At 72.3% G+C, this 19,209-nt stretch carries 20 protein-coding genes; 10 read left to right on the forward strand and 10 right to left on the reverse strand.

Annotated features, from left to right (window positions below; translation table 11 throughout):
• Positions 1–49: 49 nt before the first annotated feature.
• Complete coding sequence (locus BX283_RS05520) at positions 50–499, forward strand: hypothetical protein (RefSeq protein ID WP_101386531.1); 450 nt, start codon at positions 50–52, stop codon at positions 497–499.
• 51 nt (positions 500–550) lie between these two features.
• On the opposite strand, the gene BX283_RS05525 is transcribed toward BX283_RS05520, so the two are convergent.
• A complete protein-coding gene (locus tag BX283_RS05525) occupies positions 551–1,363 on the reverse strand; it encodes a hypothetical protein (RefSeq protein WP_101386532.1) in 813 nt (270 codons plus the stop codon).
• 115 nt (positions 1,364–1,478) lie between these two features.
• A complete protein-coding gene (locus tag BX283_RS05530; protein ID WP_101386533.1) occupies positions 1,479–2,627 on the reverse strand; it encodes a citrate synthase/methylcitrate synthase in 1,149 nt (382 codons plus the stop codon).
• 102 nt (positions 2,628–2,729) lie between these two features.
• Here BX283_RS05530 and BX283_RS05535 point away from each other — a divergent pair, with 102 nt between their 5' ends.
• On the forward strand, positions 2,730–3,953 hold the full coding sequence (locus BX283_RS05535) for a citrate synthase (RefSeq protein ID WP_101386534.1): 1,224 nt from the start codon (positions 2,730–2,732) through the stop codon (positions 3,951–3,953).
• A 27-nt stretch (positions 3,954–3,980) separates the two neighbouring features.
• Here BX283_RS05535 and BX283_RS05540 read toward each other — a convergent pair whose 3' ends face one another.
• On the reverse strand, positions 3,981–5,831 hold the full coding sequence (locus BX283_RS05540) for a M1 family aminopeptidase (protein WP_101386535.1): 1,851 nt from the start codon (positions 5,829–5,831) through the stop codon (positions 3,981–3,983).
• Between the two features lie 467 nt (positions 5,832–6,298).
• On the opposite strand from BX283_RS05540, the gene BX283_RS05545 reads away from it, so the two are divergent.
• The gene (locus BX283_RS05545) at positions 6,299–7,195 is read left to right on the forward strand and encodes a hypothetical protein (RefSeq protein WP_101386536.1); all 897 of its coding nucleotides are present in this window, start codon (positions 6,299–6,301) and stop codon (positions 7,193–7,195) included.
• A 22-nt stretch (positions 7,196–7,217) separates the two neighbouring features.
• Here BX283_RS05545 and BX283_RS05550 read toward each other — a convergent pair whose 3' ends face one another.
• From BX283_RS05550 to BX283_RS05570, 4 genes are all read right to left on the reverse strand, one after another.
• The gene (locus BX283_RS05550) at positions 7,218–7,589 is read right to left on the reverse strand and encodes a MerR family transcriptional regulator (RefSeq protein WP_101392152.1); all 372 of its coding nucleotides are present in this window, start codon (positions 7,587–7,589) and stop codon (positions 7,218–7,220) included.
• 26 nt (positions 7,590–7,615) lie between these two features.
• Complete coding sequence (locus tag BX283_RS05555; protein WP_101386537.1) at positions 7,616–8,368, reverse strand: SDR family NAD(P)-dependent oxidoreductase; 753 nt, start codon at positions 8,366–8,368, stop codon at positions 7,616–7,618.
• A 251-nt stretch (positions 8,369–8,619) separates the two neighbouring features.
• Positions 8,620–9,078 (reverse strand): cytidine deaminase, encoded by a 459-nt coding sequence (locus tag BX283_RS05565; RefSeq protein ID WP_101386538.1) that lies wholly within the window; start codon positions 9,076–9,078, stop codon positions 8,620–8,622.
• Positions 9,079–9,124: 46 nt separating this feature from the next.
• A complete protein-coding gene (locus BX283_RS05570) occupies positions 9,125–9,895 on the reverse strand; it encodes a metalloregulator ArsR/SmtB family transcription factor (protein ID WP_101386539.1) in 771 nt (256 codons plus the stop codon).
• Positions 9,896–10,292: 397 nt separating this feature from the next.
• Here BX283_RS05570 and BX283_RS05575 point away from each other — a divergent pair, with 397 nt between their 5' ends.
• A complete protein-coding gene (locus tag BX283_RS05575; RefSeq protein ID WP_101386540.1) occupies positions 10,293–12,221 on the forward strand; it encodes a helix-turn-helix domain-containing protein in 1,929 nt (642 codons plus the stop codon).
• A gap of 57 nt (positions 12,222–12,278) precedes the next feature.
• Here BX283_RS05575 and BX283_RS05580 read toward each other — a convergent pair whose 3' ends face one another.
• A complete protein-coding gene (locus tag BX283_RS05580) occupies positions 12,279–12,890 on the reverse strand; it encodes a TetR/AcrR family transcriptional regulator (RefSeq protein ID WP_101386541.1) in 612 nt (203 codons plus the stop codon).
• Between the two features lie 305 nt (positions 12,891–13,195).
• Between BX283_RS05580 and BX283_RS05585 the strand changes: the two genes are divergently transcribed.
• Positions 13,196–13,843, forward strand: a complete 648-nt coding sequence (locus BX283_RS05585) for a hemerythrin domain-containing protein (RefSeq protein ID WP_101386542.1) — start codon at positions 13,196–13,198, stop codon at positions 13,841–13,843.
• A 99-nt stretch (positions 13,844–13,942) separates the two neighbouring features.
• Here BX283_RS05585 and BX283_RS05590 read toward each other — a convergent pair whose 3' ends face one another.
• Together BX283_RS05590 and BX283_RS05595 are read right to left on the reverse strand one after the other, a co-directional pair.
• Entirely contained in the window at positions 13,943–14,806 is an 864-nt protein-coding gene (locus BX283_RS05590; RefSeq protein WP_101386543.1) for an NAD(P)H-binding protein, read from the reverse strand.
• A 38-nt stretch (positions 14,807–14,844) separates the two neighbouring features.
• A complete protein-coding gene (locus tag BX283_RS05595) occupies positions 14,845–16,425 on the reverse strand; it encodes an FAD-dependent monooxygenase (protein ID WP_257582018.1) in 1,581 nt (526 codons plus the stop codon).
• Between the two features lie 260 nt (positions 16,426–16,685).
• Here BX283_RS05595 and BX283_RS05600 point away from each other — a divergent pair, with 260 nt between their 5' ends.
• From BX283_RS05600 to BX283_RS05620, 5 genes are read left to right on the forward strand one after another with little or no spacing between them, the layout of a single operon-like run.
• Positions 16,686–16,997, forward strand: coding sequence for an antibiotic biosynthesis monooxygenase (locus BX283_RS05600; RefSeq protein ID WP_101386545.1), 312 nt, complete (start codon positions 16,686–16,688; stop codon positions 16,995–16,997).
• The gene (locus BX283_RS05605; protein ID WP_257582021.1) at positions 16,994–17,473 is read left to right on the forward strand and encodes a nuclear transport factor 2 family protein; all 480 of its coding nucleotides are present in this window, start codon (positions 16,994–16,996) and stop codon (positions 17,471–17,473) included. Before BX283_RS05600 ends, BX283_RS05605 begins: the two co-directional genes overlap by 4 nt.
• Before the next feature lie 4 nt (positions 17,474–17,477).
• The gene (locus tag BX283_RS05610; RefSeq protein ID WP_101386546.1) at positions 17,478–17,993 is read left to right on the forward strand and encodes a nuclear transport factor 2 family protein; all 516 of its coding nucleotides are present in this window, start codon (positions 17,478–17,480) and stop codon (positions 17,991–17,993) included.
• The gene (locus BX283_RS05615; RefSeq protein WP_180357067.1) at positions 17,974–18,435 is read left to right on the forward strand and encodes a nuclear transport factor 2 family protein; all 462 of its coding nucleotides are present in this window, start codon (positions 17,974–17,976) and stop codon (positions 18,433–18,435) included. Before BX283_RS05610 ends, BX283_RS05615 begins: the two co-directional genes overlap by 20 nt.
• Complete coding sequence (locus BX283_RS05620; RefSeq protein ID WP_229848233.1) at positions 18,432–19,208, forward strand: SDR family NAD(P)-dependent oxidoreductase; 777 nt, start codon at positions 18,432–18,434, stop codon at positions 19,206–19,208. The genes BX283_RS05615 and BX283_RS05620 overlap by 4 nt, the downstream gene beginning before the upstream one ends.
• Position 19,209: the final 1 nt, after the last annotated feature.

Genomic DNA, 19,209 nt, shown 5'->3' on the forward strand with positions numbered 1-19,209 from the left:
AGACCTCTCCGTCATTTCGCACAAGGCCTCGTCAAGGAGACCAACCACCATGTCCTACAACCGCCGCAGCATCCTCGGTGCCGCCTTCGCCGTGCCCGCCGCCGTGGCCGTCGCCAACCTCGCCGCCGCCTCCCCCGCGGCCGCCGCCGGTGTGGAGGCCGGCGAGTGGGCCGACCTGGTCCTGGAGCCCGGCATCACCGCGCAGACCGGGTCGACCCCGCAGGTCCGCCTCGTCACCATCGCGGGCACCACGTTCCTCCAGGCCCGTGGCATCATCACCGGCAACTTCACCGCCGACACCAAGGTGGCGACGCTGCCAGCCGCCATGGCCCGGCCCACCTCGTACATCCGCGCCACCGCGCCCCGCAACAACAGCCAGGGCATCAACGCCTGCCGCTTCGAGGTGAACACCGCCGGTTCCGTGACGGTCTTCGGTGCCAACACCGGCAACCCGATCACCTGGGTGCAGTTCGACTCGGTCCAGACGATCTGGCACTGAGACGGGCCCGTGCACCGGGACGCTCGCTGAGGGTTCCGGTGCACTCCCCGCTCAGGCCCCGGCCCCGGCCTCTGTACGAGTGGTGCGGCGCCGGGGCCGTCCCCGGTTGCGGCCGCGGCGCGTACGGCGCCGGCTGGCCCCGAGCCACGCCTCGGCCTCCGGGTCCCGCGCGGCCAGCTCCGCGAGCGCCGGGTGCGGCACCATCGACGCCAGCCGTTCGGCGAAGGGGTCCGGCAGGTCGGCCGGGGTGCGATAGCCGTCGAGCCCGGCGATCTGGGCGCACAGCGCCAGGCCGGTGACGACGGCGGCGGCCCACTGGAGCGGTCCGTGGGGCCTCATGCCGAACAGCCCGGCGGCGGCGAACCCGAACTGCCCCAGGATCAGCAGCCACCCGGTGCAGCCCAGACAGCCCATGTCGCGCGGGGACGGCGGCCGCTGCGGCCGCAGGCGGGCGTCGCGGTCGGCGTGGAACCGCGTCCGGACGTCGCCGAACACGGTGTCGCGGAGCAACACGCTGCCGAGGGTGGCGGGTGCGGTGCGGCGGCGCAGCGCGGTGAGCAGGGCGTCCGGAAGCGGGTGCCCCGCGGTGCTCGCGGGATCGGCACCGGCCTCGGTGAGGCTCATGTTGCCGCGGTGGTTGACGGTGACCAGCCCGTCGAGCACCAGCCGGGCGGCCGCCGCCTGGATGTCGTCCTCGGACCACCACGCGTCGCGCACGGCGTAGTACGGATCGATCTCGATCGCGGCGCAGTGCGCGACCGCCTCCCGGTACCACCGCCGCTCGCGCAGGCGGCGCATACCGAGCACCCCGTACTGCACGGCGGTGACGGGAAGTACGACGCAGGCGAGGATGACGTGGTCCACGCGCCGAGCGTAGGGGCGCGGCGCGGGAGGGGTACATCCATTATCCGACGGCTCCCCTGCCTGCCCCAAACGCCCTCGCATGCCCCAAGTGCCGGGCGGGGCGGGGAACTCGTGCTCAGAGTGCGGGTACGGGCTGTGGCGCGGGCGGGCCCGCGTAGTGGGCCGCCGGGCGGATGATCTTCGAGTCCTCCGCCTGCTCCAGGATGTTGGCGCTCCAGCCGACCACGCGGGCCGCGCAGAACGTCGGGGTGAACATCTCGCGCGGCACCCCGCACAGCTCCATGACCACGCCCGCGTAGAACTCCACGTTGGTGTGCAGTTCCCGGCCGGGCTTCAGCTCGGCGAGGATCGCCTCGACCTGCCGCTCGACCTCGACGGCGAACGTGACCAGTGGGCCGCCGATGTCCTCGGCGATGCCGCGCAGCATCCGCGAACGCGGGTCCTCGGTGCGGTAGACGGGGTGGCCGAAGCCCATGATCCGGTCGCCCGCGAGCACCCGCTCGCGCACCCACGCGTCGATGCGGTCCGGGGAGCCGATGGCGTCGAGGGTGTCCAGGGCGCGGCTGGGGGCCCCGCCGTGCAGCGGGCCGGAGAGCGCGCCGACGGCCGCGACCAGGGACGCCGCCATGTCCGCGCCGGTGGAGGCGACGACGCGTGCGGTGAACGTGGAGGCGTTGAAGCCGTGGTCGACGGTGGAGATGAGGTACCGCTCGATCGCCCGGACGCGGTCGGGCGTGGGCTGTGAACCGGTCATCATGTAGAGGTAGTTGGCGGCGTACGACAGGTCGTCGCGCGGCTCGACGGGATCGAGCCCCTGGCCGAGGCGGTACAGCGCGGTCAGCAGGGTCGGGACGGCGGCGCAGGCCGTGAGGGCGTCCTCGCGGCGCCGGTCGGCGTCGAGGTCGTAGACCGGCCGGAACCCCTGGGCGGCGCCGAGCAGGGAGAGGGCGGTGCGCAGCCCGGCGAGCGGTCCGGAAGCCACGCCCGCCGCGGCGATGCCGGGCAGCGCGTCGGCGACTGCCCGGGGCAGGTGGCGCAGGGCCGCGGTGCGGGCGGTGAAGTCCGCGCGGGCGGCGGCGTCGGGCAGTTCGCCGTGGAACATCAGATGCCACACGTCCTCGAAGCCGCGGGTCTGCGCGAGCTCGACGGCCGAGTACTGGCGGTAGTGGTAGAAGCCCTCGCGGCCTCGGACGTCCCCGAGTGCGGTGTCCGTGACGACGACGCCCGCGAGCCCGCGGGGCACAGCCGTGGTGGTGGTCGGCATGTCTCTTCCCTTCCTCAACATTGATTCGACTGTCTATGATTGACGAGATTGCTGTCAATATTGATTGAATCAACATTGATCGACTTTGGATACGGTGACCTCATGACGGATCAGTCGCGACTCACCACCTGCGAAGCGGCCGAACGGCTCGGCGTGAAACCGGAGACGGTGTACGCGTATGTCAGCCGCGGCCAGTTGAGCAGTGAGCGGGCGCCCGGTGGGCGCGGCTCGACCTTCGACGCCAAGGAGGTCGACGCGCTGGCCCGGCGCAGCGCCCGCCGCGAACCCGCCGCGCGCGCCGGCGAGCTGACCTTCCGTACCGGACTCACCCTCATCGACAAGGACCGCTACTACTTCCGCGGGGTCGACGCGGTGGAGCTCGCCAGGGCGTACGGCTTCGAGGAGGTCGCGGAGTGGGTGTGGACCGGCACGCTGCCGCGCGGCGCCCGGTTCACCGCGCCCCAGCAGTTCCTCGACGCGGCGCGGCTGGCGGTCGGCGCGCTGCCCGCGCACAGCGGCGCCATGGACCGGTTGCGGGCCGCCGCGGTCGCCGTCTCGGCCGCCGACCCGCTCCGCTTCGACCTGGAACCGGCGGCGGTGCTCGGCTGTGCCCGGATGCTGATCCCGACCCTGGTCGGGGCGCTGCCCCCGGCGGGCAAGCGGCACCGGGGCGCGGAGCGGCTCGCCTGGCAGCTGTGGCACCGCCTCACGCCCAGGCTCCCCGACGAGGCGTCGGTCAACGTACTGGACACGGCCCTGGCCCTGTTGATCGACCATGACCTGGCCGCGTCCACACTCGCCGCCCGGATCGCGGCCTCGGCACGCGCCCATCCGTACGCGGTCGTCTCGGCGGGGCTCGGCGCGCTGGACGGGCCGCTGCACGGAGCCGCCAGCGGGCTCGCGCACCAGATGCTCGTGGAGGTCCTGGAGCGCGGCGGCGCGGCCCCCGTGGTCGCCGCCCATCTGCGCTCGGGCCGCCGGGTGCCCGGCCTCGGCCACCGCCTCTACCCGGGCGAGGACCCGCGCGCCCAGGCCCTGTTCGAGCTGCTCGCGGAGCTTCCGCAGGCCGAGGAGGCGCTCGCGGCGGCCCACGACGTGGTCGCCACGACGGCCCGGCACACCGAGCTGCGCGCCAACGTCGATCTCGCGCTCGCCGTGTTCAGCGTGGCCTGCGGTATGCCCGTCGAGGCGGGCGAGACGGTGTTCGCGGTGGCCCGCACGGCGGGCTGGATCGCGCACGCCCTGGAGGAGTACGAGGAGCACCCGCTCCGGATGCGCCCCAGTGCCCACTACACAGGCCCTCGCCCGCCACAGCCGCTGCCGTGACGGGCGAGGACGCGTGCGGACGGGGCGTCAGCCGTCGATGCGGTGCTGGGTCCAGAACGACGTCAGGTCCGTGGTCGTGGCGGCCTGCGCGGCGGCCTTGAACTCGGCCGTCGTCGAGACGCCGTACCAGTGCGAAGTGGCGTAGTCCTTCAGGAGCTTGGCCATGGCGGTGTCACCGAGGACGCGCCGCAGGTCGTGCAGGGCGCACTTGCCGTAGCCGTAGACGACGGTGGAGTAGCGCGAGGAGTGGGCGTCCCAGTAGGCCATCGAATTGGTGATCTTCTCAGCCGAGGACGCCCAGGAGACGCTGTTCCAGCAGCCGCTGCCGGTCTTGTTGAGCGCCAGGTCGGTGGCGTAGTCGGTGAACGACTCGTCCAGCCAGGGGCTGTTGTACTCGTCGTCGCCGACGATGCCGTAGAACCACTGGTGGCCGATCTCGTGGGTGAGCGCGGTGGTGCTGACCAGGTCGAGGACGAAGCCGGGGTACTCCATGCCGCCGAACCAGTAGTTGTTGTCGATCACGGCGTCCAGCTCGCCGTACGGGTAGGCGCCGAAGCGGGCCGCGTGGGCGTCGACGGCGGACTTGGCGGTGCTCAGCATCGACTGGGCGTCGGAGGAGCTGATGCCCGAGACGGAGTAGATGTTGATCGCCGTCCCGGCCGGTGAGGTGCCGGAGATCTTGGTGAAGGGGCCCGCCGCCCAGGCGAAGTCACGGACCTTGGTGGCGGTGGCGGTGGTGACGGTGCGGCCGCTGGAGCCGGGGGTGTCGACCGAGGTGCCGGTGGCGGGCACCAGCAGGGAGGTGGGGTGGTCGAGGGTCACCTTGAAGTCGGCGGCCAGGGAGTAGAACGACTCGCCGTTGTTGGTGTACGGGTCCAGGTGCCAGCCGGAGCCGTCCTTGACCGCGAGGACGGGCAGGGCGTTGCCGATGTTGTTGAAGGCCCCGTCGTGGCCGAACCGGTCGGCGCCGCTGGGGACGGTGATGCCCAGGTCGAAGCCGATCGTGGCGCTCTGGCCCTGCGCGAGCGGGGCGGGCAGGGCGATCTGGAGGGCGGTGCAGCCGACCGACAGGGAGCCCGCGGTGCCGCCGGTGACGTTGGTGACCGTGATCGGCATCGCGGAGCAGGTGCCGTGGTAGTTGTCCCACAGCCTCAGATACACCTCGCTGAGCGGGGTGGCGGAGGCGTTGGTGAAGGTCGCGCTCTCGTGGCCGGTCCAGACGGTGCCGCTGGTGTTGCTGCTGAGGTTGACGGTGTACGAGGGCGAGGTCGGCGTACGGGTCGAGTCGCCCGGCGGGGTGGTGTCGCCGGAGGTGTTGAGGGCGACGTCGTCGACGACGAAGCTCGTCTGGAGGCTGGAGTCCTCGGTCCCGGTGAAGGAGAGGTTGACGGTCTGCCCGGCGAAGGCCGACACGTCGAGCGACTTCTGTATGTACCCGGTGTTCTTGTTCAGGTTCGAGTACGTCGCCAGGGTCGTACTGCCGATCTTCGCCGTCAGCTTGTCGTACGCGGTGGACGACGTGGTTTCGGCGGTGTCGATGTGCAGCCAGAAGGTGAGCGTGGCGGTGCCGCACCCGGAGGGGATCGTGACGCTCTGGGAGAGGGTGTCGGTATGGGTGCTGCCGACGCCGTCCAGCCAGGCGAAGGTGGTGCCGCCGTGGGCGCTCTGACCGGTGCGGCTGGTGATCACGCTGGTCTGCGACTGGCTCCAGGGCGAAGTCCCGCTCTCGAAGCCGCCGTTGGCGACCACCTGGGCCGGGGTGCAGGCAGCGGCCTTGGTCTGCGGTGCGGCTGCCGCCGCGGTGCCCGGGAGCGAGAAACCGGCCAGCGCGACGACGAGCGCGCTCGCCGCGAGGGCCTTGTGGGGGGTCGGTCTCACACGTAACTCCTTTGACGCGGCCGGGATTCCGGCCTGCTCGGTGGCCGCCCGACGGCTTGGGTGCGCCGGAGGGCGGCCGCGGACTGCGCGCATCGCTCGCGCGATCGCCGCGGTGAGATTTCTGTCGCGCCGCCCCGGGGCGGTCCGGGGCGGCGACTGCCGGAAAGCCTGGCAGATTTGACCAGGGCATGCCATCAGGGCCGGGTAAAACTGTGGCCTGCCCTGTGTTCGGGGGCGAAGTCCACCTAGGTCGTCCGGGGTCGACGCCTCGGGGCCAAAGCCTTTCGGTGCAGGGCGGATAAGCCCATTTGGCCCCAATAGGAGCCGCAACCTGCGCCCTTCGGCCGCCACCTCGCCCTCATGTCCTTCAATAGCGCTCCATGAACCCAAGGAATCCGGAGCCCCGATCGGACTCCTCTCATGTCGAGTCCATCCGGAACATTCTCGGGCTGCTTCTCGCGGGTTTCGTGGGCACGCTCAACGTCCTGGGGCTCAAGAGCCATGAACTGACCACCGTCCTGCGCAACGAAACCGGATTCGCCAACCTGGTGGCCATGCTCCTCCTGGCCGCCTTGGTCAGCGCCGTCGGCAGTGTGCTGATCCGCAGAAGACACGGCGTGAACAGTTGGACGGCCGCCGGGATCCTGGCACTCGTCCTGGCGACGGTGCCGTTCACGACGGTCGTGGCGTTGACGATTCCGGCGGGTGCCCGCACCTGGTCGTGGCGGGCGGGGTTAGTCCTGTCGTGCGTGCTGGCGGCGGCCGGCCTGGCACTCCTCGTACGCGGTGCGAGCCGCCGCCCCGGTCGGCGAGTGCCCTGGCAGAGCGTGCTGCTGGCCTGCTCAGCGGTCCTGTGCTCCAGCGCCACGTACACCGCGGTCCGACTGGAGAGCAAGAGTCAGCTTGACACCACTCGACCGCAGATGTCCGCCGCCGTGGCGCACACCGGGGGCGCCGGCGTGATCACGATGACGGTCTCCGCCTCGAAGCTGCGCAAGAAGGAGAGGGTGGGTGTACTGGTTCGCGGCTTCCCCCGTGGTGGCGACAGAGGATGCAAGCCGAGCGAGTACATGGCGACTTGTGTCATCAAGGCCTGTCCTCCGCGGATCAACAAGTGCGCCCACCTCTTCAGTGGAACGCTCGACCCCGACTCGTCCGGAGTCATCGACAAGCAGGTGGTGAGCACCGTGTTCCCTCCCGACAAGTACGAACTGCTGGATCTGCGCGCCACGATCTGCGAACAGCTCGACACCAGGGGCGCGGAACAGTGCCGATACGGGCACAAGGAGGCATCGCTCCTCGTCGAAGTCACGCTCCCGAGCCTGCCCGTGCAGACGGCGGGCAGGACCAGCGGCCCGGGCTGACCTTGGCCCGCGCGTCCGGAAGTCAGGCAACCGGGCGGATCCGGCCGCCCGTCCGTTCCTGGAGCGCGGCCCGCAGGCGGTCGCGGGCCGCCGTCTGGGTGGCGATGCGTTCGTCGAGGACCGCCAGCCGCTCCAGGGCGATCCGCAGGCCCCGGTCCGAGGGCGGTGCGGCGGTCACGTCGCCGTCCAGGCAGGGCAGGAAGACCTGTACGTCGTCCAGGGTGAGTCCGGCGGCCAGCAGGTGGCGGATGTTGCGGACCCGTACCACCGTACGGTCGTCGAAGACGCGGTAGCCGTTGGCGGCGCGCTCCGAGGCGATCAGCCCGGCCTGTTCGTAGTGCCGCAAGGCGCGCGCCGTCGTCCCGGTCGCCTTCGCCAACTCACCGATCCGCACCCGTCGCACCTCCCGCATCACTCTTATCACGCCACCACCGCGCCTCCGTCGACCGGGAGGATTACCCCGGTGATGAACGACGCGGCCGGTGCGGCGAGATGGGTGATCGCCTGGGCAACGTCCTCCGGTCGGCCGATCCGGCCCAGCGGGGTGTGCGCCAGCTGCCACTCGCGCAGCGCGGCCAGCCGCTCCGGCGTGAGTCCCTGGTGCTCGCCGATCGGTGTGTCGATCGCTCCGGGGGCGACGGCCGCCACCCGGATGCCCCGGGGCGCCAACTCGACGGCCCAGCTGCGGGTCAGGGTTTCCAGCGCGGTCTTGGTCGCCGCGTAGAGCGAGTTACCGGGCCAGCCACGCTGCCCGACCGAGGTGCTGACGTTGACGATCACCCCGCCGGACGCTTCGAGGGCGGGCAGCGCGGCCCTGGCCAGCAGCGCGGGTGCGATCAGGTTGGTGGCGATCTGCGGTGCGATCTGTTCCGGAGCGAGGGTGTCGAGCGCACCGCCGCGTACGATGCCGGCGTTGTTGACCAGCACGTCCAGACGCCCGTGCAGCTCCAGCGCGGTCGCGACGATCCGCGCGGGCTCGCCCTCGGCGGTGATGTCGGCGACCAGCGGCGTGATCCGCCCCCGGTCGGCGGCGGTCTCGTGCAGCGGTTCGGCCCGCCGCCCGACGATCAGCACGTGGGCGCCCTCGTCGGCGAAAGCGCGAGCGGTGGCCCGGCCTATGCCGGTACCGGCCCCGGTGACGACGACGGTCCTGCGGTGGGTGTGGGTGTTCATACCGTCATCGTTCGACCCTGCCGCCAGTGGCAAGGTCAAGAGACGGGTCCGGGGGTCGGAGGAGGGCGACCGCGGCGGCGAGGAAGTCGATCACGGCCCAGGTGTACAGGTGCAGGCCGAACAGGGCGCCCGCATACCCGGGATCCGGCGGCACGATGTGTATCAGGACCTGGGTGGACACATGGGGCAGGGGTGGGGCCTACGGGTCGATGGACCCATAGGCCCGCTCCATGAGTGCGGGTGGCACCGCGTCACGGCGTGCCGGGCCCCTCGCCGTCGTACGCCTTCGCGACCGTGTCCGGGCTCCACGCGTAGGCGAACGGCACGAGGTCCGTGATCCCCACGCTTGCCACGACGCCCCCGGCCGTGGGGAGGATCACGCGGATGGCCGGGTGGTAGTCGAAGAGGACCTGGCGGTCCCTGCCGCAGGGGCCGACGACGCCGCGGCCCAGGTTGCCGACGGCGACGATCGTGGAGAGCTCGCGGGCGCCGGAGGCGCGCGCGTGGCCGAGGGCGACGAGTTCCGCGCAGGGGCCGCCGGTGAAGTGGTAGAGGTTGATGCCGCCGTACATCGTGCCGTCGGCCGCGCGGACGGCGGCGCCCATGGTGTGGACGCCGTCCTCGCCGTCGGTGTTCGCGTCGACGATGTCACGCGCGAAGTCGATGAGTTCGCGGTCGGCCGCGGTCAGTTCATGGGTCGGGATGTGCATGTGCGCAGGTTACGGAGGCACGGCCCGGGGCGCGAACGTATTGGTGTCAGTCCTCGCTGCCCGGCCGGGTCCACATCGGCAGGGACATCGGCTTGCCCGACTCCACATAGGTCTTGAGGTTGGACAGCACCGCCGACCAGCCGCCCGCGGCCTCGCGGCGCTCCTTGTCATCGCGCAGGTTCTCGTGGGTGACGGTGAGCTGGACCGTACCGCCGAGCGGCTTGAGCTCGAACGTGACGGTGGCGGGGCCGTCGGGGCGGTCCTCGTCGGGGCCGGCCCAGGTGAAGACCAGGCGCCTGGGCGGGTCGGCCTCGACGACGGTGCCCACGACGTCGGCGACGCCGGAGCCGTCGGTGCGGCGGTGCTCCCAGGAGGAGCCCGGCCGCCAGTCCGAGACGTTGCTGTGGCCCCAGTACGCGGCGGTCGCCTCGGGGTCGGTCAGGGCCTCCCAGACCTTCTCCGGGGTGGCCTCGATGTAGGTGGTGTAGACGAATTCCGGCTTGGCGGACATGGCGGACTCGGCTTTCCGTTTGAGTGCGCTCAGCGCCTGGAGGCGCGGGCGTTCGAACTTCTGGATCCAGCGCTCCTGGATCTCGTGGAGCGGCACGGGGTTGAGGTAGTGGAGCTTCTCGCGGCCCCTGCGGACCGTGCTGACGAGATGCGCGGCCTCCAGCAGGCCCAGGTGCTGGGTGGCCGCCTGGCGGGACATCGCCAGACCGTCGCACAGCTCACCGAGGCTCTGGCCGTTGTTCTCGAAGAGCCGGTCGAGCAGACGTCTGCGGGTCGGGTCGGCGAGGGCCTTGAAGACCTTGTCCATCTCATCGCTCACCCCTCCATCATGCAAGCATTTACTTGCATGTCAAGTTGCGGAAGCCCGCCCGGAGCCCGATCAGCGGCGATTCCCGTACCGCCGCACAGTTCTGGCCAAAACACGGGAAATTACTTGATCGCGCCATCGTGATGAAGTCCTAATGGCCGCGGGGGGTCCTGTCGTGGTGACGAAGAATGCAGCCGGAGAACTCAAGAGCAGGTCAGCGGTCCCGCTTCCGCTCCGCCGGGCGATCCGCCGGCCACGGCCCACCCCCGGGCGCCGTGCGTCCTTCCGCCGGGCGACGGACCGGCGGAGACTGGACACCCCCCATCACCCCCAATTGCTCTGCCGCGTCGGCGCAACCCCTCGGCGGAGCGTCCCCCTGTGCACAGTACGGAGTGAGATGTCCGAAGACACGGCCACCCTGAGCGGTGCCGTCACCTATCTGGAACTCCTGGCGATGCGGGCCTCCCGCGGAGCCTTCAGTCAACCGGCGCTGCAGGCGCGGCGGGGAGGCGCTCCGCCCCACGTCGTGGACGACCTCGAACGGGCCGAGCAACTGGCCCTCGGGGTCGAGCAGCAGATGGCCGACCTGGAGCGGCGCAAGAACGAGCTCGCCCTGCTGATGGACACGACCCGGGCCCTGGCCGAGCAGGAGGACCTCGACTCGCTGCTCACCACCCTGGTGCGCCGCACCCGGCTCCTGCTCCACGTCGACATGGCCTGGGTGCTGCTCCTCGACGGCGAGGACGGGTCGTGCATCCGCGCCGCCGACGGCGCGATTTCCGTGCTCGGCGGGGTCGCCCGCGTGCCCGTCCGGCAGGGTCTCAACGCGATCCACGCGGTGGGGCAGTCGCCGGTGTGGACCTCCGACTGCCACCGGGGCGACACGATCCCGCGCTCGGACCACATCGAGGCCGTCGTGGTCGAGGAGGGCCTGACAGCGCTGGTCGCGGTGCCGCTGCGCAGCGCGGGCCAGGTGGTCGGCGTGCTCTTCGGCGGCGACCGGGTCGCCCGCTCGTACACGGCGGACGAGGTCGCCACGATGTCCACCGTCGCCAACTACGCCACCGCCGCCGTGAAATCGGTCCAGGCCCTGGAGAACGCCCGGGGCCGGGTCGCCGAGCTGAGCGCCGAGGTCGACCGGCTGCGCGCCCGGGAGCGGACGCAGCGGGAGACGGCGCGCAGCGGCGGACGGCTCGTCGAACTCGCCCTCGGCGGGGCCGATGTGAAGGCGTTCGCCGCCGCCGCGGGCCAGGAGCTCGACGGTTCGGTCTGGCTGCGCGACGAGAACGACGACACGATGGCCCGCACCGGCGGCGAGTGGGACGACGAGGAGGAGCTGGCCGCCGCGACCTTCACCGCGCGCGCCGAGCAGCGCGTCGTCCACCTGGACGACGGCACGGCGGTGGTGCCCGTCCGGGCCGGCGAGGAGGACCGGGGCGCGTTCGTCCTGCGCCGCCCGGCGGGCCGCGCGCCCGACCTGGACCTGGTGCGGTACGCGGTCCAGGCCGCGGCGATCCTGCTCACGCTCAACCGCGGCACCGAGTCCGCCGACCGCAAGTTCCGCGATGAGGCGCTGGACCGGCTGCTCAACGGCGTCCCGTTCAGCCGCCGTTGCCAGCGCCGCCTCAAGGGGCTCGGGCTCGATCTGAGCCGTCGGCACGCCGTGATCGTCACCCAGCTCCCGGTCGGCGGCGGGCACGCCCTGTCGACCTGGACGTCGACCTTCGTCTGGCTCCGCGGGGGCGCCAGAACGGTCCACAACGGCCATCTGGTGATCCTGCTGCCGCACTCCGACGCGCGCGAGGCCGCCCGCGACGTCAAGCAGCGCCTGGCCAAGACGCTCGGCCGGCCGGTCGCGGTGGGCGCGGCCTCGGCCTGCGGCGGCCCCGAGGAGCTCCGCGCCGCGTACCAGGAGGCCGCCGCCTGTCTGGACGTCCTGACGATCCTCGGCAAGGAGGACGCGGACACTCCGGCGATGGCCGACGAACTCGGCTTCGTCGGCATGCTGCTGGGCGGCAGCCGGGACATCGGCGCGTTCATCGAGCAGACGCTCGGCCCGATCCTCACCTACGACGAGCGGCGCTCGACCAATCTCGCCGCCACCCTGGAGGCGTACTTCGCGGCGGGCGCCAGTCCCACGTACGCGGCCGAGGCGCTGCGGGTGCACACCAACACGGTGGCCAGGCGCCTGGAGCGCGTCTCGCAGCTGCTCGGCCCCGAGTGGCAGCAGCCGGGCCCGGCCCTGGAGATCCAGCTGGCGCTGCGCCTGTCCAAGGTCAGCGCGTCGCTGCGGGGCCAGGCGGTGGCCGGGCAGGCCGTGCGCTGACCCGTTCCAGGAGGCTCCCCCGCCCGCCCCGGTGCCGCTACCGGGGCGGGTTCCGGTTCAGGCCGGGGCATGCGCCGCGAGGAAGTCGTCGACCACGCGCTCGATGTACTCGGCGGTGACCTCGCGCCCGGCGAGCAGGCGGCGGTACATCAGCGGGCCCGCCAGCTGGTCGACGGCCAGGTCCGCGTCGAGGTCCGCGGCCAGTTCGCCGCGGGCCTTCGCCGCGTCGAGCACGGTACGGAAGACGCGGGAGCCCTCGCGGTAGAGCGCCTCCTTGAGCCGGGCGAAGACCGGGTCGACCCCGGCGCGTTCGATGACCGCGCGCAGCCCCCGGTCGCTCACCGGGTCGTGCAGCAGGCGCCGCAGCCCGTCGAGTTCACGGATGAGGTCGTCGCGCAGGACGCCGGTGGGCGGGGTGTGCGCGGTGGAGATCCGCTCGGCGATGACGTCCCGGACCAGGCCCGAGGCGTCGGGCCAGTGGCGGTAGAGCGTGGTACGGCCCACACCGCTGCGGGCGGCGACGGCGACATGGGTGACGGCCGACCAGCCCTGCTCGATGAGCAGGTCCCGAGCGGCGGCCAGGGCGGCGGCCCGGCTGCGCTCGGCGCGCGGGTCGGGTCCGCGGCCCGGCGCGTCGGAGGTGCGGCTCGGCTCGGTGGGCGCGGACATCCGGCTCCGTCCTGTCGTCGTGGTGGCACGAGTGTAAGGGGCGCGGCCCAGGTCGGCGTGTCTCCCTCCGGTGGCGTATGCGCAGGTCACGTGTATCGCGGAGGTGGCTCGCCCCGCCGTGCACCCCACTGGCGGACCTTCCTCCCGGCAAAGCTTTATGGAACAGCTTGCCCCACACCTCGCTGTGGGGCAAGCTGTTCCATAGGTTCGGAACAACATGCACCGTTCAGTGCCGGCCCCGGCGTCTTCCGCACCGCCGCAACGACCGCAGCGACACCCGACCCGCTTGTGAGAGGACCCCTGCCATGACCGCCACCGAGGGCCGCGCCCAGCCCGATCTGACGCTGATGTACGCGACCCACGACGCCTTCCGGCGCGACCTGGGCCTGCTGGCCGCGGCCGCCCGGGACCACGGCACCGCGCCCGGCTCGGCCTTCCGGACCGGGTGGGAGACCTTCCAGACGTTCCTGACGATCCACCACACCGCCGAGGACAAGGTGCTGTGGCCGCTGATGCGCGCCAAGCTCGCCGACGACCCGGCGCGGCTGCGGATGCTCGACGAGATGGACGCCGAGCACGACGCCCTGGACCCGCTCCTTGAGGCCGTCGAGGACGTACTGGCCCAGCAGCAGCAGGAGCGGCTGCCCGCCCTGATCTCCACGGTCGCCGACAAGCTGGCTTACCACCTCGAACACGAGGAGCGGGCGGCCCTGCCCGTCGTCCTGTCGGTCCTCAGCGCCCAGGAGTACGACACGTTCGGCGCCGAGCAGCGGCGGATGCTGGGTGTCAAGGGCGGCGCCCTGTACTTCCCCTGGGTGCTCGACGGCGCCTCCGAGGAGACACAGCGCACCGCACTCGCGGTCGTGCCGCCGCCGGTGCGCTTCCTCTACCGGGCCGTGTGGCGCCCGCGCTACCAGAAGCGCACCCGGGCCTTCGCCCAGGCCGCCGCCTGACACCCCCTCCGGCGAGCACGACGGTGCCCGGCGTCCATACGAAGGACGCCGGGCACCTATCCGTGACGGGCCTGCCGGTCGGCCGGGCGGGACCGCGGCTCAGGCGAAGTCGGCCGTGTGCGCCTCGGCCCAGTCCCGGAAGCTGCGCGCCGGGCGGCCGAGCACCGACTGGACGTCCGGGAACAGCCGCCCGCGGAAGTCGTCGCCCGATTCGAGTGCCTTGCGCAGCGCCGCCACCACGCCGTCGGCGGTCGCCTCCCCGTACAGCCCCGCCATGACCGCGCGGTGCTCCTCGATCGAGATCTGCTCGAAGCGGAGCTTCCGGCCGAGCACCGACCCGAGCACCGCCACCTGCTCACGGGCCGTCAGCGCCTCGGGACCGGTGAGCGCGTAGGTGCGGCCCTCGTGGCCCGGCTCGGTCAGCGCGCGCACCGCCACGTCGGCGATGTCCTGCGGGTCCACCAGCGCCTCGGGCAGATCGGCGACAGGGCTGCGCACCACGCCGTCCCCGCGCGCCGCGTCCGCCCAGCCGAGGGCGACCGTCATGAAGCCGTTGGGGCGCAGGATCGTCCAGGCCAGGCCCGACTCGGTGAGCGCCTTCTCGGCCTGGCGGTGCCACAGGCCCAGCGGGGTGTCGTTCTCCTCCTCGACCTCCGCGACGCCGAGCGTGGACAGCTGCACGATGTGCTCGACGCCCGTCTTGCGCGCCACGGCCACCAGATTCGCGTCGTGGGTGCGCTTGTTGTGGCCGAGCGACATGAGGAAGACCTTCTGTACGCCGTCGAGCGCGTCCGGCAGCGTGTCGGGCAGGCCCAGGTCGGCGCCCACCACCTCGATCCCGGCGGGCAGCCCGGCGCGGGCGGGGTCGCGGGTCAGGGCCCGTACGGCATGGCCCGCCGCGTGCAGGCGCGCCAGCACCTTGCCGCCGATGTTGCCGGTCGCCCCGGTCACCAAAATGGTCATGGGTCTCTCCGATTCAGCTGGTTGGGAAGGTGCGGTGGTCAGATGGCGGGGCGGTCCAGGACCGTGCGCAGGGCGTCTTCCAGGCCCGCCGTCCCGGAGTCGTCCGCCGCGCGCCAGGCGATGAAGCGGTCGGGGCGCACCAGGGACGCGCCCGTGGGCGTCACGCCGTAGCTCTTCTCCCAGCCGCTCGCCCGGTGCACGGCGATCTCGATGCCGAGGCGCCCGGCCGCGGTCTTCGCGGCCTGCTCCCACCCGGTGGCGTCGGCCCCGGCGAGCAGGACGAAGGAGCGGCCGAACAGGGCGGTGGTGGAGCCGCCGCCGTCGAGCTGTACGTACGGGGCCCGTGAGCCGGGGCGCCCGGTGGGAGCCGTCGGGTCCTCCAGGAGCTCGCCCTCGTCGCCCGGCTCCAGGACCACGGCGCCCTGGGCGCAGCGGTAGCCGAAGACCTGGACGACGGGGTGGATGACCTCGGCCGCAGTGCCGTCGTCGAGGTCGGGGCCCAGGCGCTCCACCGTATTGGCGAACTGCTGCTCCGCGATCATGTCGGAGACCGGCCTGCGCTCCGCGTCGTGGCTGGCGAGCAGCCCGGGGCCGGCCTGCCCCCGGACGGTCATGGCCAGCTTCCAGGCGAGGTAGAAGCCGTCCATGATGGCCGTGTTGCCGCCGAGCCCGCCCGGCGCCGGCACCACCTTCGCCGCGTCGCCCACCAGGTGCACCCGCCCGACGGAGAACCGGTCCGCGACCTCGCACACGATCTCGGTCCGGCCCGAGCCCGCCACCGTCAGCTCCAGGTCGGGCATGCCAAGACCGGTGCGTACGAGGGCGGCGCACTGCTCCTCGGTCCAGTCGCGGAAGTCGGGCTGGTCCTTGGTCATGCCGTGGATGTAGCCGTACCGACCGGGGATGTCCGTGGTGTAGAAGACGCCCGGCACCGGTTGCAGGAGGTGGAACAGGGCGAACCTGCGGGCCTCGGTCACCCCGCCCGCCAGCCCCTTGAGTGGGCCGCTCATGTCCGCGTCGAAGAACACCCGGAAGACCTCTCCGAGCCGTCCGCGCCCGTGGATGCCGACGCCCAGGGCCCGGCGGGCCGGGCTCTTGCGGCCGTCCGCCGCCACCATGTGAGCGGCGCGCACGGTGCGTTCGGCGCCGGTGGCCACGTCGCGCAGGAGGGCGGTGACCCCGTCGGCGTCCTGGGTGAAGGAGACCAGCTCGGTGCCGAAGGCGAGCTCGGCGCCGAGCTCGCGGGCGCGCTCGGCGAGGATGACCTCGGTGTGCTCCTGGCTGGCCATCGCCCAGTCCTCGGGCGAGACATGGCCCATGCTCATCTCGCCCTGCGTCATGATGCCGCGCAGCACCGGGCCGGAGAGGGTCTCGGCGAGCGCCATGTAGAAGTCGCCGGTGCCGCCCGGCGAGGCGGCGGTGATCCGGTCGGCCACGCCGCCGATGCGCAGCGCCTCCATCGTGTGCGGGTACTGCCCGCGCGCCTTCATCACGACGGAGGTGCCGGGGTGTTTCTCGACCAGCAGCGGCCGGACGCCGTGCAGGCCGAGGAAGAGCGCGGTGGACAGGCCTGACAGACCGCCGCCGGCGATGAGAACGGGCACGGATGCCTCGGACACGGACACTCCCGGGTTCGGTGGACAAGACGGTGCCTTCAGCATCGGCAGCCGGGACGGTGACCGGATCGGGGCGCGATGCCGACGGGCTGGGGGCCCGGTCGTGACGTACGGCCGCCGCCGTCCTCCAACGAGTCACCAACCAGGCATCAGCGGCGGGGCGGAGTGTGGAGAGCGCCCCCGGGGCCACCACCCCACGGGCCGGAGCCGTCCGGCCCGCGCCGGTGGCCGGGTGTCACCGTTCGCCCTAACGAGGAGTCTTCGTGGTCGTCTTCGTCAACAAGCTGACGCTCATCGGCAAGCCCGAGGAGCTGGAGCGGATCTACGCGCACGTCGCCGAGTTCATGGAGGTGCAGCCCGGTCTGATCCGCTACCAGCTGATCCGCTCCCAGAAGGAGCCGGGCACCTACTTCAACGTGGCCGAGTGGGACAGCAAGGAGTCCTTCGACACGGCGCTGGCCGAGCCCGAGTTCCGGGCCCGCCTCAAGGCGCTGGGCACCGTCATCAAGGGCGAGCCGCACCTGAGCGACGTCGTGGTCGAGGGTGTCGCCCGCGAGGCCGGAGCGGCCCGATGACCCCCGACGTCGCCGCGGTCATGGCGTCCGCCGGCACCCATGTGCCCGCCGTCTCGGCCGATACGTACGCCCAGATCCTCCAGTTCTACGCCCGCCATATGCAGCTGCTCGACGCGGGCGAGGCGGAGGAGTGGGCGCAGGGCTTCACCGAGGACGGGGTGTTCGCGCAGAACGTCAAGCCCGAGCCGTGGAGGGGCCGTTCGCACATCGCCACCTCCATGCGGCGCGGTGTGGACCGGCTCGCGGGACGGGGCGTCCAGCGCCGGCACTGGTTCTCCATGGTGGTCGCGACCCCGGAGAGCGCCGAGGCGGGGGACGAGGAGGCGGTCCGCACCCAGTACTACGCGGTCGTCTTCGAGACCCCGCACGGCGGCAAGGCCTCGGTGTATCTGAGCACCACCGGCGAGGACGTGCTGGTCCGGCGGGCCGGCCGGTGGCTGATCAAGCACCGCGACATCAACCACGACGGGTCCTGACCCGATGGCGCCCCCGCTCCTGGACATCGCGGACGGCCGCCTCTACGACGAGATCCAGCGGTTCTACGCCCGCCAGGTGCGCCTCCTCGGCGAGGGCGACGTGGACCGCTGGGCGCTCACCTTCACCGAGGACGCCGTCTTCGAGCAGGAGGCCCCGGCGGACAAGGTCTTCGCCGGGAACGCCCCGCCCGTACGCACCGGGCGCGCCGCCATCGCGGCGGCGGCCCGCGGGGCGGTCGGCGAGCGCCGGGCGGACGGGCGGGTACGGCGGTATCTCATCGGGATGCTGACCGTGCGCCCCGCCGCGGACGGCGCCGTGCACACCCGCTATGACGCGGTGCTCGTACAGACCCCGCGAGGCGGTCCCTGCGAGCTCCATCTGAGCACCACCGGGCGGGACGAGCTGGTCCGTCGAGGCGACGGCTGGCTCGTCCGGCACCGGGTCAACTCCCATGACAGCGTGGCCGGTTCGCACACCGGCACCGAGCAGGAGGAACACCATGGCCGATCTGACACGTGAGCGGGTGGAGGCTGCCTACGCGGCCCTCATGACCGGCGACCGGAACAAGATCACCGAATACTGGTCCGAGGACCTGCGCTTCCAGATGCCCGGCAACCACCAGTTCGCCGGCTGGTTCAACGGCCTGGACGACTACCTCCAGAAGATGGGGAAGCTGGGCGAGGCGTGCGGCGGCCGCATCGAGGCCGAGACGCAGCACATCCTGATCAACGAGGCGGAGGGCGTCTCCGTCGACATCTACCGCCTCGACGGCTACCGCGCGCACGCCGAGGAGGGCACCGTCTCCCCGTACGAGCGGCTCCAGGTCGAGGGCGTGCACATGCTGCGCTGGGAGAACGGCAAGATCGTCGAGGGCCGCAGCGCCCTGTTCGCCGACGGTGTCACGCGCGGCAACCTGTGGTGGTCGCCGGTCGGCACCGACGGAGAGCGCACGGAGCTGTGACCGGCCCGGCCACGGGCGCGGACACGGGCCTGGCCGGGCGGTGCGTCGTCGTCACCGGGGCCGGCACCGGCATCGGGCGGGCGGTGGCGCACGCCTTCGCCGACGAGGGCGCCCGGGTCCTGGTGGTGGGGCGCGGGGCCGCCCGGCTGGCCGAGACGGCGGCCGGGCGCCCCGGGATCCACCCGTTCGCCGCCGACGTCTCGACGCCGGACGGGCCGCGGCTCGTCGTGGAGGCGGCCGTCCGCGAACTGGGCGGCCTCGACGTCCTGGTGAACAACGCCGTGACCATGCGCTCCGCCCCGCTCGGCACCATCGAGGCGGACGACACCCACCGCCAGGTCGCCACCAACCTGCTCGCGCCGCTCTTCCTCACCCAGGAGGCGCTCCCCCACCTGGAAGCGGCCAAGGGCACCGTCCTCAACGTCACCACCGCCGGCAACCAGCGCGGCTGGCCCGGCCATTCCGTCTACGGCGCCACCAAGGCGGCGCTCGACTTCCTCACCCGCACGTGGGCGCTCGAACTCGCGCCGCGCGGCATCCGGGTCGCCGCCGTGGCTCCCGGGCCCGTGGAGACCCCGATCGGCGAGCACGCCGGTCTTGACGCCGCGGGCATCGAGCGGATGCGCGAGCGCCAGCGCGCCCGGGTGCCGCTCGGCCGGGTCGGGCAGCCCGAGGAGATCGCCTGGTGGCTGGTCCACCTGGCGCGCCCCGAGGCGTCCTTCGCCACCGGCCTCGTGCTGCCGGTGGACGGCGGCGCCGGAGTCGTGTTCTGAC

Origin of the sequence: Streptomyces sp. TLI_146 (assembly GCF_002846415.1) — a bacterium.
Classification (GTDB): domain Bacteria; phylum Actinomycetota; class Actinomycetes; order Streptomycetales; family Streptomycetaceae; genus Streptomyces.

What these genes read in the sequence shown, in the direction of transcription:
- BX283_RS05520 (WP_101386531.1), top strand. Translation starts at nt 50, where the DNA reads ATGTCCTACAACCGCCGCAGCATCCTCGGTGCCGCCTTCGCCGTGCCC.
- BX283_RS05530 (WP_101386533.1), bottom strand. Translation starts at nt 2,627, where the DNA reads ATGCCGACCACCACCACGGCTGTGCCCCGCGGGCTCGCGGGCGTCGTC.
- BX283_RS05535 (WP_101386534.1), top strand. Translation starts at nt 2,730, where the DNA reads ATGACGGATCAGTCGCGACTCACCACCTGCGAAGCGGCCGAACGGCTC.
- BX283_RS05555 (WP_101386537.1), bottom strand. Translation starts at nt 8,368, where the DNA reads ATGAACACCCACACCCACCGCAGGACCGTCGTCGTCACCGGGGCCGGT.
- BX283_RS05565 (WP_101386538.1), bottom strand. Translation starts at nt 9,078, where the DNA reads ATGCACATCCCGACCCATGAACTGACCGCGGCCGACCGCGAACTCATC.
- BX283_RS05570 (WP_101386539.1), bottom strand. Translation starts at nt 9,895, where the DNA reads ATGGACAAGGTCTTCAAGGCCCTCGCCGACCCGACCCGCAGACGTCTG.
- BX283_RS05575 (WP_101386540.1), top strand. Translation starts at nt 10,293, where the DNA reads ATGTCCGAAGACACGGCCACCCTGAGCGGTGCCGTCACCTATCTGGAA.
- BX283_RS05580 (WP_101386541.1), bottom strand. Translation starts at nt 12,890, where the DNA reads ATGTCCGCGCCCACCGAGCCGAGCCGCACCTCCGACGCGCCGGGCCGC.
- BX283_RS05585 (WP_101386542.1), top strand. Translation starts at nt 13,196, where the DNA reads ATGACCGCCACCGAGGGCCGCGCCCAGCCCGATCTGACGCTGATGTAC.
- BX283_RS05590 (WP_101386543.1), bottom strand. Translation starts at nt 14,806, where the DNA reads ATGACCATTTTGGTGACCGGGGCGACCGGCAACATCGGCGGCAAGGTG.
- BX283_RS05605 (WP_257582021.1), top strand. Translation starts at nt 16,994, where the DNA reads ATGACCCCCGACGTCGCCGCGGTCATGGCGTCCGCCGGCACCCATGTG.
- BX283_RS05610 (WP_101386546.1), top strand. Translation starts at nt 17,478, where the DNA reads ATGGCGCCCCCGCTCCTGGACATCGCGGACGGCCGCCTCTACGACGAG.
- BX283_RS05615 (WP_180357067.1), top strand. Translation starts at nt 17,974, where the DNA reads ATGGCCGATCTGACACGTGAGCGGGTGGAGGCTGCCTACGCGGCCCTC.